Origin of the sequence: Pseudomonas sp. C9-3, assembly GCF_032392015.1 — a bacterium.
GTDB lineage: Bacteria > Pseudomonadota > Gammaproteobacteria > Pseudomonadales > Pseudomonadaceae > Pseudomonas > Pseudomonas nitroreducens.
Window position 1 is genome coordinate 6,542,689 of the sequence record NZ_CP135919.1, and the last position, 12,312, is coordinate 6,555,000.

Consider the following 12,312-nt stretch of genomic DNA (forward strand, 5'->3'; position numbering starts at 1 on the left):
TCCCTGGCTCGATCCCCCTCGATCCGCAGGGCGGCAGATTGCCTTGCTGAGCATTCTTGCGCGTACGTAAATCCGCAAGAGCTTAACAGACGACGTGTTACCAACAATCGGAAAGCTGGAACATTCGTGCGGGCAATTTCCTAGAGTGTGCCAGTAAACCGGCGCCAGCTTAAGTGATAAATGCATACTCGCCGTGTGGAAATGAGACCTGGGTAACAGCCGCAGGCCCCGGTGGGCGTGCTAGAGGGCTGTGTTAAGCTATCGCCCCTTTTTTCCGGCGGAGTCCTTTGCAATGAAAGCGCGAATCCAGTGGGCGGGCGAGGCCATGTTCCTCGGTGAATCCGGCAGCGGTCACGTGGTGGTAATGGACGGCCCGCCGGACGCCGGTGGCCGCAACCTGGGTGTGCGTCCGATGGAAATGCTGCTGCTCGGCCTCGGTGGCTGCACCAATTTCGATGTGGTCAGCATCCTGAAGAAAGGTCGCCAGCCGGTGGAGAGCTGTGAGGCCTTCCTTGAGGCCGAGCGCGCCGACGAAGACCCGAAAGTGTTCACCAAGATCCATGTGCATTTCGTGGTCAAGGGACGTGGTCTGAAGGAAGCGCAGGTCAAGCGTGCGGTCGAGCTGTCGGCCGAGAAATACTGCTCCGCCTCGATCATGCTCGGCCGCGCCGGCGTGGAGATCACCCACGATTACGAGATCGTGGAACTGGGCTGACAGCTCCTTTCATCCTTTCATCCTTTCATCATCAAGGGTGCGCAAAATCTGGCAGAGGTCGCCTGACCTCTGCATAATGCGCCACCTTTTTTTCAGGGCCTTCCGCCCGAAACCAGAAACCACAATCGCCATCGCGAAGAGGTGTAAACCGTCCTACGCAGGTGCGCCATACGCATCTGACGGGCATGCTCAACCACGCGGCAGAGCCGCATTTGATGAGAGTTCTCCCACGGTGAAAAGCAAACTCAAGCTCCACGGGTTCAACAACCTGACGAAGACCTTGAGCTTCAACATCTATGACATCTGCTACGCCGAGACGCCTGAAGACCAGCAGGCCTACGTGCAGTACATCGACGAAGAGTACGATGCCGAGCGTCTCACGCAGATCCTCACCGATGTTGTCGACATCATTGGCGCAAACATCCTGAACATCGCCCGTCAGGATTACGATCCGCAAGGCGCCAGCGTAACCATCCTGATCTCCGAGCAGCCGGTCACCCCGACCGACAGCCAGATCGAGGAATCCCCGGGGCCGCTACCGGAAACCATCCTGGCGCACCTCGACAAGAGCCATATCACCGTGCACACCTATCCGGAGATCCATCCGGTGGAAGGCATCGCGACCTTCCGTGTGGATATCGATGTGTCGACCTGCGGCGTCATCTCGCCGCTCAAGGCGCTCAACTACCTCATCCACCAGTTCGACTCGGACATCGTCACCGTGGATTACCGCGTGCGCGGTTTCACCCGTGACGTGGAAGGCAGGAAGCACTTCATCGACCACGAGATCAACTCGATCCAGAACTACCTGTCCGACGACACGTACGAGGCTTATCAGATGACCGACGTGAACGTGTACCAGGAGAACCTGTTCCACACCAAGATGCTGCTCAAGGAGTTCGACCTGGACAACTACCTGTTCGGCGATGCCACGAGCAACCTCTCGCCCGAGCAGCGCAAGCAGGTGGAAGAGCGCGTTCGGCACGAGATGCTGGAGATCTTCTACGCGCGCAATATGCCGCGCTGATCGAGCTACTGCGCTGGGAGATACGGCATTGAAAGGCCGGGCTGAAATGCTCATTTGCTGCAGCAAACTCCGCTTTCATCCCGACTTTTCGCCTTGTCTCCCTGCGCTCGTAACGCTCGATAGTAGAAACGAAAAAGGGGCGCCCACTGGGCGCCCCTTTTTCGTTGCCGGCCGGATCAGATCCGGTAGGTGGACTTGGTCATCACCTTGGACAGCAGCGTCATGCCGAACTTCACCGGCGCCGGGAAGCGCAGGCCGCCGGCTTCGATGGCGCTGGTGGCGTGGTGCTCCTCGTCCTCGCGCATCTGCTCGAGGATGGCGCGGGACTTCTGGTCCTCGGCGGGGATTTCCGCCAGGTGTTCGTCCAGGTGCTTGCAGACCTGGTCTTCGGTGGCGGCGACGAAGCCCAGGCTGACGCGGTCGCTGATCAGCCCGGCGGCTGCGCCGACGCCGAAGGACAGCCCGTAGAAGAACGGGTTGAGCACGCTCGGGCGACTGCCCAGTTCACGGATGCGCTGCTCACACCAGGCAAGATGGTCGACCTCTTCGTCGGCCGCTTCCTCCATGGCCTTGCGTACCTTCGGCAGCTTGGCGGTCAGCGCCTGGCCCTGGTAGAGCGCCTGGGCGCAGACCTCGCCGGTGTGGTTGATGCGCATCAGGCCTGCCACGTGGCGGGCGTCAGTCTTGCTGAGCTCGGCGTCGGGCTGGACGATGGCAGGGGACGGGCGCCCCGGATGACCGCTGAACGGCAGCAGGGTGCGCAGTGCAGCATCGGCCTGCAGCAGGAAGCGGTCGGCGGGGGAGTAGTGACGGTCGGCGGACATGGCGCACCTCCGAGTAGGAACATTCGCCCGGTAGTTTACCGGATGGCGGATGACAGGTCTTGCCGAGGTGCGCGCAGCTTCCTTTTATCGAAGGGGCGCCGATCAACCCGGTGGCCAGTGCATCTGGCGTTGACCTAGCACATGCATGTGGATGTGGTGCACGGTCTGGCCGCCCAGGTCGTTGCAGTTCATCACCACGCGGAAGCCCTCGTCGCAACCCTGCTCCTTCGCCAGCCGCTGGGCGGTGAAGAGGATGTGCCCGGCCAGCGGCTTGTCTGCCTCGGTCAGGTCATTGAGGGTGGAGACGTGCATCTTCGGGATCACCAGGAAATGCACGGGCGCCTGCGGGCCGATGTCGTGGAAGGCGATGACCTGGTCATCCTCATAGAGCTTGCGCGCGGGAATTTCCCCGGCGACGATCTTGCAGAACAGACAGTCCACGAAATGCACCTCCAGTCATATGGGCAGGAGCAGCAGTTTAGCGGCCGTCGACCGCCGCGCCCAGTTCCGGGCCGGCCAGCGCAAGGAGCGAGCGTGCAGAACGATATCCATGACCTGGGCCTGGTGCTCGATTCCAGGGTCAAACTGATCGTGATCGAATCCTGGGACGAGCCCAGGGTCCTGGAAACCCTGACCGGCCTGGCGGTACGGCGCGGGCTAAACCTGCAATTCTGGTCGGCGACCGAAGGATTGCAGCGCCTGGGTTTCGGTGGCGAGCCCCAGGGCGAGGGCGACAGCCGTGAGGCGGAGAATGCCCTGCGGCTGATCAAGGCCGATCCGCAGCCGAACCTCTATGTGCTCTGCGATCTGCATCCCTATCTGGCGGACAACCCGCGTGCCGTGCGCCTGCTCAAGGAGATCGCCATGGCCGAGGGGAATTTCCGCCCCACGGTGGTGCTGGTTTCCCATGCACTGAAGCTGCCCGCCGAGGTCCAGCGCTTCGCGGCGCGCTTTGCCTTGTCGTTGCCGTCCGAGGATGAACTGGTGGGGCTGGTCCGCGAGGAAGCGACACGCTGGAGTGAGCGTAACCGGGGCGCGCGGGTACGTACGGACAACCGCACGCTGCGCCAGGTAGTGAAGAACCTGCGCGGACTCACTCATGGTGAGGCGCGGCTGCTGGCGCGCAGCGTGATCTGCAACGATGGGGCGATCACCCAGGAAGACCTGCCGGAGCTGAACCGCACCAAGTTCGAGCTCCTCAACCTCGATGGCGTGCTCAGCTTCGAGCACGATACCGCGCGTTTCGCCGAAGTGGGTGGGCTGGCCAGCCTCAAGCGCTGGCTGGGCGAGCGGCAGAGCGCGTTCACCGAAGGCAAGGACAAGGATCTGCCCAAGGGCGTGCTGCTGGTCGGTGTGCAGGGCGGTGGCAAGAGCCTGGCAGCCAAAGCGATCGCCGGCCTGTGGGGCCTGCCGCTGCTACGCCTGGACTTCGGCAGCCTCTACAACAAGTACTTCGGCGAGACCGAGCGCAACCTGCGCGAAGCGCTGCGCCTGGCCGACAGCATGGCGCCCTGCGTGCTCTGGGCGGACGAAATCGAAAAAGGCGTGGCCACCGGTGACCAGGACAATGGCGTCAGCCAGCGCGTTCTCGCCACGCTGCTGACCTGGATGGCCGAGCGCAAGGCGCCGGTGTTCATGGTGGCCACCGCCAACGCCATCGAGCGCCTGCCGCCGGAACTGGTGCGCAAGGGGCGTTTCGACGAGCTGTTCTTCGTCGACCTGCCAGACGACGAGGTGCGCCAGGATATCTTCCGCATCCATCTGCAGCGTCGTGAACTGGACGCCGCCCAGTTCGAACTGGGTGAGCTGGCCGCTGCCACCGAAGGGTTCTCCGGCGCGGAGATCGAGCAGGCAGTCGTCGGCGCTTTCTATGCCGCGCAGGCTCGGCAGAAGTCCGTGGACCAGGCGTTGCTGCTGGAAGAAATCCGCCGCACAGCGCCGCTGTCGGTGGTGATGGCCGAGGAGTTGGCAGCCCTGCGCGCGTGGGCCGATGGCCGTACGGTACGCGCGGACTGAACCTGGCTAGCTGACCAGGGCCAGGCGATTGACCCGGCCGGCCAGTTTGCGCAGGGCCCAGCGCGGCAGCAGGCGCACCGCGCAGGCGAAAAGTCGGTTGCGCCAGCCGGGGATGATGATCGCCGGCGCGCGGCGCAGTGCCTTCACCGCGAGGAAGGCGACTTCCTCGGGCGACATGATCCGCTTGCCATTGTCGAGCTTGCCCAGGCGCATGTCGGCGTTGCGGTAGAACGCCGTGCGGGTTGGGCCCGGGCAGAGCACGGAAACCTTGATGCCACGGCTTTTGAGCTCCTCGCGCAACCCCTCGGAGAAGTGCAGCACGAACGCCTTGCTGGCGTAGTAGCTGCTCATCCAGGGGCCGGGCAGGAGGCTCGCCATGGAGGCGACGTTGAGAATCCTCCCGCCGCCGCTGCGCTCCATCATGGCGCCGATGCCGTGGCACAGGCGGGCCAGGGCCAGCACATTGAGCTCCAGCAATTCCTGCTCGCGGGACCAGTCCTGGTCGATGAAGGCGCCGGAGGTGCCGACACCGGCGTTGTTCACCAGCAGTTCGATCTGCCGCCCGCTCTGTTCCAACTCGTGGAGCAGTCCGGATATCTGCAGCGGTTCGGAGAGGTCGCAGACGCGGAACAGCACCTCCACCCCGAAACGCTGGGACAGTTCGCAAGCGATGCTGTCCAGCGCGTCGCGCTTGCGCGCCACCAGGATCAGCGCTTGGCCGCGACGCGCGAGGGCTTCGGCCAGGGCCAGGCCGATACCGCTGGAGGCGCCGGTGATGAGGGCAAAACGAGGCATTCAGGAGTCTCTGTGGCGGGGTGGCGTTCGACCACGCCCGCCACGGGTTGTTGCATTACTGATCCGAGTCGCCGCCTTCGGTGTCACCGCTGCTGAAGTCGCCGTCGGAGGGCTCCGCGGTGGCCGCCGGGTCGGCAGCTTCGTCGCCCTGCTGGGACTGCGCCTGCGCAGCCTGGGCACGCTCGATGTAGCTCTGGTAGGCCGGGATCGCGATGGCGGCGAGGATACCGCCAAACACCGGGAACAGCAGCCAGGAGAAGGCCAGGACCTTGACGGCGGTGCTGTTGGGCGGCGGCGGCGGACCGAAGCGGTTGGCGGACTGCTCGCCGGGCATGAACAGCAGCAGCAGGCTGAGGACCACGTTGACGAAGGGTACCAGCAATGCCAGCCAGAGCCAGCCGGACCAGCCCAGGTCATGCAGGCGCTGCACGCCGATGGGCACGCTGAAGACCATGGCGGCAATGACCACGGCGGCAATGGCGGCCACGCCCAGGGGCAGCGAAACGGCCATCAGCAGGCTGGCGACCAGGTAGGCGCCGAAGACGATGAAGGACAGTGCCGCTGACCAGCCAAGGTAGCGCACGCGGCCGATACGACCGGACAGACTACGTACTTTCAGTTCACCGAACTCCGGTAGGTCGTCGCCGACCTTCGCCTGGGGCGGAGCATAGGGAGACGCCGCGCCATTGGAGGGCGTGGCGGCCACGCTGGGCGCAGGGTTGGCTGCCAGTTCTGCCTGGCGAGCCAGATACTTCTCGATGACGATGCCGCAGGCGCTGCACTCGATGGCGCTGGCTTGCTCATGCCCGCACTTGGGGCAGGTCATCCGCTCGTTGCTGGCCGTTTCACCGGCCGCGCGGGCGGCCAGGGTCGCTTCGCTGGGATGGTCATCGGTTTCCACCAGGCTGAAGCCCGGGGCGCCTTCGGCTTCCTTGCGGGCATTGGCACCGGCGCCATGGAGCGCGCGCAAGTACTTGTCGGCCTCGTCGCCGGACAGGTCGCGCTTGAGCACGACCGGCTGGCCGCTGAACAGCGCTTCGATCTTCGCGGCATCGCTCTTGAACAGGCGGGCGAGGTTTTCCTTGGCGGTCTCCAGCGGCGTCTGCGGCATCAGCGCGCCGTCGAACACGATCTTGAAGCGGGATTGGTCCATAGGGGCATCCTTGTCTTCTGGCTATGTTGGAATCGCTACAGCGTAATCGGGCCGCCGAAGGCCAACAAGCGGCCCTGGCGGATATATCGTGAGCGGTGCCGCAGCTCAGACCAGCAGTTGATTGGACAGGCCAGCGCTGCGGGTCAGGGCCTGGCGGTATTCATGGTCCAGGCGCGCGATCAGCTCGCCCACGGCCGGCAGGTCGCGGATATCGCCGACGCCCTGGCCGGCGGACCAGACGGTCTTCCAGGCCTTGGCCTCGTCGCTCACCGGCTTGAGTTTCTCGCCGTAGTTGAGCGCGCCCTTGTCGTTCAGCCGCTGCATGTCGAAGCCGGCGGCCTCCAGGCTCTGCCGCATGAAGCTGGCCGGTACGCCGGAAACGGCCGGGGTGTGGATGATATCGGCGGCGCGGGCGTCGAGCAGCATGTGCTTGTAGGCCTCGGAGGCCGCGCTTTCGCGGGTGGCGATGAAGCGGGTGCCGAGGTAGGCGAGGTCGGCGCCCAGCACCTGGGCGGCAAGGATCTCATGGCCATGGTTGATACAGCCGGCCAGCAGCAGGGTCTTGTCGAAGAACTGGCGGATCTCCGCGACCAGCGCGAAGGGGCTCCAGGTACCGGCGTGGCCGCCGGCACCAGCGGCGACGGCGATCAGGCCGTCGACGCCGGCCTCCGCCGCTTTCTCGGCATGCCGGCGGGTAGTCACGTCATGGAAGACCAGGCCGCCATAGCTGTGCACGGCATCGACCACCTCGCGCACCGCGCCCAGGCTGGTAATGACGATGGGCACCTTGTGCTCGACGCACAATTTCAGGTCGGCCTGCAGGCGCGGGTTGGTGTTGTGGACGATCAGGTTGACTGCATAGGGCGCTGCCTGCGGGTCGGCTGCCAACCCGGCTTCGATCTCTTCCAGCCAGGCCTTGAAGCCGCTGCTCTCGCGCTGGTTCAGAGCGGGGAAACTGCCGACGATGCCGCTCTTGCAGCACGCCAGTACCAGTTGCGGGGTGGAGACCAGGAACATCGGTGCCGCCACCAGGGGAATGCGCAGGCGGCGGTCGAGCAGGGCGGGCAGGGACATGACAGTCTCCTTGTCGGGGTCAGAAGGGTTTGACGACCACCAGGATCACGATGGCGATCAGGAACAGTACCGGCACTTCGTTGAACCAGCGGTAGAACACATGGCTGCGCCCGTTCTCGCCGCGCGCGAAGCGCTTGAGCATGGCGCCGCAGGCGTGGTGGTAGCCGATCAGCAGCACCACCAGCGTGAGCTTGGCGTGCATCCAGCCCTGGGTCAGCCAGGCGGGGTTGAGATAGAGCATCCAGGTACCGAGGACGATGGTGAGGATCATCGACGGGCCCATGATGCCGCGGTACAGCTTGCGCTCCATGACGCAGAAGCGTTCGCGGCTGGCGGCGTCCTCGCTCATGGCGTGGTAGACGAACAGGCGCGGGAGATAGAAGAGGCCGGCGAACCAGCAGACTACGGCAATGATGTGAAAGGCTTTCAACCACAGGTAAAGCATCGGGACGTCCTCGGATCACGGTTGAGCCGATAGTAGTGGCGCCGTGCAATGCCGTCATCCCTGTGGCGGCTGCAGTGTGGGAAAGTTCGTTCGAATGCGGCAATCGGTATCGCCAGGCGTCAATCAGGCCCCTGATCGGAAAGCGGAAACTCTTGCGCCGCGTAACCCTCAATTCAGGCGGATTCGCTCTGTTCAGCGGGGGCGGTGGCTCATATCATGACTGCCCCTGAATTTGGCCCCATAGGTGGAGTGACAGGCAGATGATCAAGGTCGGTATCGTAGGCGGTACGGGTTATACGGGCGTGGAACTGCTGCGCCTGCTGGCACAGCATCCCCAGGCGCGCGTCGAGGTGATCACCTCGCGCTCCGAGGAGGGCGTGAAAGTCGCCGACATGTACCCGAACCTGCGAGGCCACTACGACGGCCTGGCCTTCAGCGTGCCGGACGTGAAACGTCTGGGCGAGTGCGACGTGGTGTTCTTTGCCACCCCCCATGGCGTGGCTCACGCGCTGGCCGGCGAACTGCTGGCCACCGGTACCCGGGTGATCGACCTGTCCGCGGACTTCCGCCTGCAGGACGCCGAGGAGTGGGCCAAGTGGTACGGCCAGCCGCACGGCGCGCCGGAGCTGCTGCCCGAAGCCGTCTATGGCCTGCCGGAAGTCAATCGCGAGGCGATCAAGTCCGCTCGCCTGATCGCCGTTCCCGGCTGCTACCCAACCGCCACCCAGCTCGGCTTCATCCCGCTGCTGGAGAACGGCCTGGCTGACGCCAGCCAGCTGATTGCCGACTGCAAGTCCGGCGTCAGCGGCGCCGGTCGTGGCGCCAAGGTCGGCTCGCTGTTCTGCGAAGCTGGCGAAAGCATGATGGCGTACTCGGTGAAAGGTCACCGGCACCTGCCGGAAATCAGCCAGGGCCTGCGTCGTGCCGCCAAAGGTGATATTGGCCTGACCTTCGTGCCGCACCTGACCCCGATGATCCGCGGCATCCATGCGACGCTTTACGCTCGCGTCGCTGATCGTGGTGTCGATCTGCAGAAGCTCTATGAAGAGCGTTACGCCAATGAGCCGTTCGTGGATGTTATGCCGGCCGGCAGCCATCCGGAGACCCGCAGCGTACGTGGCGCCAACGTCTGCCGCATCGCGGTGCACCGTCCCCAGGGCGGCGACCTGGTGGTGATCCTGTCGGTCATCGACAACCTGGTGAAGGGCGCGTCCGGCCAGGCGATCCAGAACATGAACATCCTCTTCGGCCTGGACGAGCACCTGGGCCTGTCCAACGTCGCGCTGCTACCGTAAGGAAAGATTGCCCCGGAAGGCGGTCGATTGATCTGGACCAATGGATGAGTCGGATTAGTTGACCGTTTTTCTGGGGTAAGCGGATAATAGTCCGCAATGTTGTAACGTACGGCTTCGGCCGGGAGAGTTGTCACCATGACCATCGAAACCTTCACCCCCACTCCGCTGATGTTCTCGCAAGGCGCTGCGAACAAGGTGAAGAACCTGATCGACGAAGAAGGCAATCCGCGCCTCAAGCTGCGGGTGTTCGTCACGGGCGGTGGCTGTTCGGGCTTCCAGTACGGCTTCACCTTCGATGAAGACACCGCGGACGACGACACCATCGTCGAGCGCGACGGCGTCAACCTCGTGGTCGATCCGATGAGCTTCCAGTACCTCGCCGGCGCGGAAGTGGACTACCAGGAAGGTCTCGAAGGTTCGCGGTTCGTCATCAAGAACCCGAACGCAGCAACCACCTGCGGCTGCGGTCAGTCCTTCTCGATCTGATGCCGTAAAGCGAAAACGCCGCGCAGATGCGCGGCGTTTTTGTTTGTGGGGCGGGTTCAGGCGGGGTAGAGCGCGCCAAGAATGCGCGGCCCCTGGGCGGCGGTGACTTCCGGACAATTGCCGGGCTCTCGCTGGAGAAAACGATGGGCCAGCCAGGCGAAGGCCATGGCTTCCATCCATTCCGGCGCGACGCCGCGGTCGATGCTGCTGATCACGCTGGCGCCCGGTATATGCGCAGCAAGGCGCTGCATCAGCGTTGCGTTGAAGGCGCCGCCACCGCAAACCACTACTTCCTCGCAGCCGGGCTGCGCTTCCAGCAGCGCTGCGGCGATACTTTGCGCGGTCAGCTCCAGTAGGGTTGCCTGTACATCTTCGTCCTTGACCGGGTCGTGCTTGGCCAGGACCGCGTTCAGCCAATTCAGGTTGAAGCGTTCGCGTCCGGTGCTCTTCGGGCCTTTCGCGGCAAAGAACTCATCGGACAGCATCTTCTGCAGTAGCGCCTGATCGATGCTGCCGCTGGCAGCCCAGGCGCCGTCACGGTCATAGGGTTCGCCGCGCTGCTCCTGAATCCAGGCATCCAGCAGCACGTTGCCGGGGCCGCAATCGAATCCGCGAACCGGCTCGCCGGGGCTCAGCAGCGAAACGTTGCTGAAGCCGCCCACGTTGAGGATGGCGCACTCGCGGCCATCGCTGCCGAACAGCGCGCGGTGGAAAGCGGGCACCAGCGGTGCGCCCTGGCCGCCGGCGGCGACGTCACGACGACGGAAGTCGGCCACCACATCGATGCCGGTCAGCTCGGCGAGCAGTGCCGGGTTGCCGATCTGCACGGTGAAGCCCAGGTGCGGCTCGTGGCGAATGGTCTGGCCGTGGCTGCCAATCGCGCGAACGGCGCTGGCGGCTAGATTCTCGCGAGCCAGGAGATCGTTGATGCCCTGTGCGGCGAGACGCACCCAGCGGTTTTCCGCTAGGGCGGTGCGGGCGATTTCGTCAGGGCCGGAAGAGCAGAGTGCCAGGAGATCGGCACGCAGCGCCGCAGGCATGGGAAGGTAGTGGGAGGCGAGCAGAGTGGTCTGCTCGCCTTGCTCGATCAGGGCGATGTCCAGTCCATCGAGACTGGTCCCGGACATTACCCCCAGATAGAGCGGCATCGATCAGCGCTTGTTCAGGGCCAGGAAGGTTGCCTTCTCCTGGTCCATGCGCGCGATCAGCGGTTGCGCCTGGGCCATGAAGCGCTTGCGCTCCGGGCCGGTCAGCGGGTCGGCGGTCGGCAGCTTGGCACTCAGCGGATCGACGTGCTGGCCGTTGACCTGAAACTCGTAATGCAGGTGCGGGCCGGTGGCCAGCCCCGTCATGCCGACGTAACCGATGATCTGGCCCTGCTTCACTGCCACGCCGGAGCGGATGCCCTTGGCGAAGCGGCTCATGTGACCGTAAACGGTGCGATAGCGCTGGCCGTGCTGGATCACCACGGCGTTGCCGTAGCCACCCTTACGGCCGGCTTCGAGGATCTTGCCGTCGCCGGTCGCCTTGATCGGGGTGCCGATCGGCGCTGCGTAGTCCACGCCCTTGTGTGCACGAATCTTGTTCAGGATGGGATGGAAACGCCCAATAGAGAAGCGCGAGCTGATGCGGGCGAAGTCCACCGGGGTGCGGATGAACGCCTTGCGCATGCTGCTGCCATCCGCGCGCAGGTAGCTGGTGTTGCCCTGCTTGTTGGTGTAGCGCACCGCGGTGTATTCCTTGCCGCGGTTGACGAAGCGCACCGCGAGGATACTGCCGGTGCCGACCTGCTTGCCCTTCACCTGCTGGGATTCGTAGATCACGTCGAACTCGTCACCCTGGCGAATATCCTGGGCGAAGTCGATGTCGTAGCCCAGGACGTTGGCCATCGACATGATCAGGTCGTGGGACAGCCCGGCATTGCGGCCCGCGACGAACAGCGAGCTGTCGATGCGGCCGTGGGCATAGTTGGCATGTACCGAGGGTTTGACCAGGTCGCGCTTGAAGTCATAGCCCTTGGCGGACTTGGCCAGGCTGATGGTCTCCAGATCGCTGCGCTTGACCTTGAGGCCCTGCAACTCGCCCTTGGAATCGATAAGGAAGTCCACGTCCTGGCCGACATCAAGACGGGTGAACTGCTTGGCGTCCTTGTTGGCGGCAAGCATGTCGTGCACGGCGTTCGCCGGCAGGCCGGCCTTCGCGAACACGTTGGAAAGAGTGTCACCCTTGCCCACGGTCACGCTTTTCCACGCAGGTTCTGCGGAAGCGGAGGGGGAGGGTTGCTGGTTCGAATCGGCGAGATCGTTCTTCTTTTCCGCGTCTTTTCCGGCGCTGTTCTGGTTGTCGGGCTGCCCTTCAATCTGTGCGAAAGGGGAGGAGCCGCCGTCTTCCGTGACCGGAGCGGGTCGAAGGTCGTCTTTTTCCTGGAGGATCTGCTCGGTGCCGTTTTCCAGCTCGAGATTGAGCGTGGTCTTCTTCGCCT

13 protein-coding genes (1 of these 13 only partly in view) are annotated in these 12,312 nt (G+C 64.2%); 5 read left to right on the plus strand and 8 right to left on the minus strand.

Going from position 1 to position 12,312, the window contains the following annotated elements; translation table 11 throughout:
* Positions 1 to 292 precede the first annotated feature (292 nt).
* Positions 293 to 715, plus strand: coding sequence for an OsmC family protein (locus RS899_RS30045; protein ID WP_015475289.1), 423 nt, complete (start codon positions 293 to 295; stop codon positions 713 to 715).
* Between the two features lie 232 nt (positions 716 to 947).
* Positions 948 to 1,742 (plus strand): adenosylmethionine decarboxylase, encoded by a 795-nt coding sequence (gene speD / locus RS899_RS30050; protein WP_024763565.1) that lies wholly within the window; start codon positions 948 to 950, stop codon positions 1,740 to 1,742.
* A gap of 176 nt (positions 1,743 to 1,918) precedes the next feature.
* Here speD and coq7 read toward each other — a convergent pair whose 3' ends face one another.
* Positions 1,919 to 2,566, minus strand: a complete 648-nt coding sequence (gene coq7, locus RS899_RS30055; protein ID WP_315808733.1) for a 2-polyprenyl-3-methyl-6-methoxy-1,4-benzoquinone monooxygenase — start codon at positions 2,564 to 2,566, stop codon at positions 1,919 to 1,921.
* Between the two features lie 102 nt (positions 2,567 to 2,668).
* Positions 2,669 to 3,007 (minus strand): histidine triad nucleotide-binding protein, encoded by a 339-nt coding sequence (locus RS899_RS30060; RefSeq protein ID WP_315808734.1) that lies wholly within the window; start codon positions 3,005 to 3,007, stop codon positions 2,669 to 2,671.
* Positions 3,008 to 3,100: 93 nt separating this feature from the next.
* Here RS899_RS30060 and RS899_RS30065 point away from each other — a divergent pair, with 93 nt between their 5' ends.
* Positions 3,101 to 4,582: an AAA family ATPase gene (locus tag RS899_RS30065; protein ID WP_315808735.1), complete on the plus strand. Its 1,482-nt coding sequence runs from the start codon at positions 3,101 to 3,103 to the stop codon at positions 4,580 to 4,582.
* 6 nt (positions 4,583 to 4,588) lie between these two features.
* Here the strand turns inward: RS899_RS30065 and RS899_RS30070 are convergent, their stop codons facing one another.
* The 4 genes from RS899_RS30070 to hemJ form a co-directional block, all read right to left on the minus strand.
* Positions 4,589 to 5,377, minus strand: a complete 789-nt coding sequence (locus RS899_RS30070) for an SDR family oxidoreductase (RefSeq protein ID WP_315808736.1) — start codon at positions 5,375 to 5,377, stop codon at positions 4,589 to 4,591.
* A gap of 55 nt (positions 5,378 to 5,432) precedes the next feature.
* Positions 5,433 to 6,530, minus strand: coding sequence for a DUF805 domain-containing protein (locus RS899_RS30075; protein WP_054908060.1), 1,098 nt, complete (start codon positions 6,528 to 6,530; stop codon positions 5,433 to 5,435).
* Positions 6,531 to 6,635: 105 nt separating this feature from the next.
* Positions 6,636 to 7,604 (minus strand): NAD(P)H-dependent flavin oxidoreductase, encoded by a 969-nt coding sequence (locus RS899_RS30080; protein ID WP_024763559.1) that lies wholly within the window; start codon positions 7,602 to 7,604, stop codon positions 6,636 to 6,638.
* A 19-nt stretch (positions 7,605 to 7,623) separates the two neighbouring features.
* A complete protein-coding gene (gene hemJ, locus RS899_RS30085) occupies positions 7,624 to 8,049 on the minus strand; it encodes a protoporphyrinogen oxidase HemJ (RefSeq protein ID WP_315808737.1) in 426 nt (141 codons plus the stop codon).
* A gap of 260 nt (positions 8,050 to 8,309) precedes the next feature.
* Between hemJ and argC the strand changes: the two genes are divergently transcribed.
* Together argC and erpA are read left to right on the plus strand one after the other, a co-directional pair.
* Positions 8,310 to 9,344, plus strand: coding sequence for an N-acetyl-gamma-glutamyl-phosphate reductase (gene argC / locus RS899_RS30090; RefSeq protein WP_315808738.1), 1,035 nt, complete (start codon positions 8,310 to 8,312; stop codon positions 9,342 to 9,344).
* Positions 9,345 to 9,479: 135 nt separating this feature from the next.
* Positions 9,480 to 9,830, plus strand: coding sequence for an iron-sulfur cluster insertion protein ErpA (erpA, locus tag RS899_RS30095; protein ID WP_045212604.1), 351 nt, complete (start codon positions 9,480 to 9,482; stop codon positions 9,828 to 9,830).
* A gap of 56 nt (positions 9,831 to 9,886) precedes the next feature.
* Here the strand turns inward: erpA and RS899_RS30100 are convergent, their stop codons facing one another.
* Complete coding sequence (locus tag RS899_RS30100; protein WP_315808739.1) at positions 9,887 to 10,978, minus strand: anhydro-N-acetylmuramic acid kinase; 1,092 nt, start codon at positions 10,976 to 10,978, stop codon at positions 9,887 to 9,889.
* A gap of 3 nt (positions 10,979 to 10,981) precedes the next feature.
* Positions 10,982 to 12,312, minus strand: the 3' portion of a protein-coding gene (locus RS899_RS30105) for a peptidoglycan DD-metalloendopeptidase family protein (RefSeq protein WP_054908063.1). The gene runs 115 nt beyond the window's last position; the window shows 1,331 of its 1,446 coding nt (coding positions 116-1,446); its start codon lies off the right edge, out of view — the gene reads right to left on this strand; the stop codon is at positions 10,982 to 10,984.

Bases quoted from the DNA above. Each gene is read 5' to 3' on its own strand.
- coq7 (WP_315808733.1), bottom strand. From the start codon at position 2,566: ATGTCCGCCGACCGTCACTACTCCCCCGCCGACCGCTTCCTGCTGCAG.
- RS899_RS30070 (WP_315808736.1), bottom strand. From the start codon at position 5,377: ATGCCTCGTTTTGCCCTCATCACCGGCGCCTCCAGCGGTATCGGCCTG.
- RS899_RS30080 (WP_024763559.1), bottom strand. From the start codon at position 7,604: ATGTCCCTGCCCGCCCTGCTCGACCGCCGCCTGCGCATTCCCCTGGTG.
- RS899_RS30075 (WP_054908060.1), bottom strand. From the start codon at position 6,530: ATGGACCAATCCCGCTTCAAGATCGTGTTCGACGGCGCGCTGATGCCG.
- argC (WP_315808738.1), top strand. From the start codon at position 8,310: ATGATCAAGGTCGGTATCGTAGGCGGTACGGGTTATACGGGCGTGGAA.
- erpA (WP_045212604.1), top strand. From the start codon at position 9,480: ATGACCATCGAAACCTTCACCCCCACTCCGCTGATGTTCTCGCAAGGC.
- hemJ (WP_315808737.1), bottom strand. From the start codon at position 8,049: ATGCTTTACCTGTGGTTGAAAGCCTTTCACATCATTGCCGTAGTCTGC.
- RS899_RS30100 (WP_315808739.1), bottom strand. From the start codon at position 10,978: ATGCCGCTCTATCTGGGGGTAATGTCCGGGACCAGTCTCGATGGACTG.
- RS899_RS30045 (WP_015475289.1), top strand. From the start codon at position 293: ATGAAAGCGCGAATCCAGTGGGCGGGCGAGGCCATGTTCCTCGGTGAA.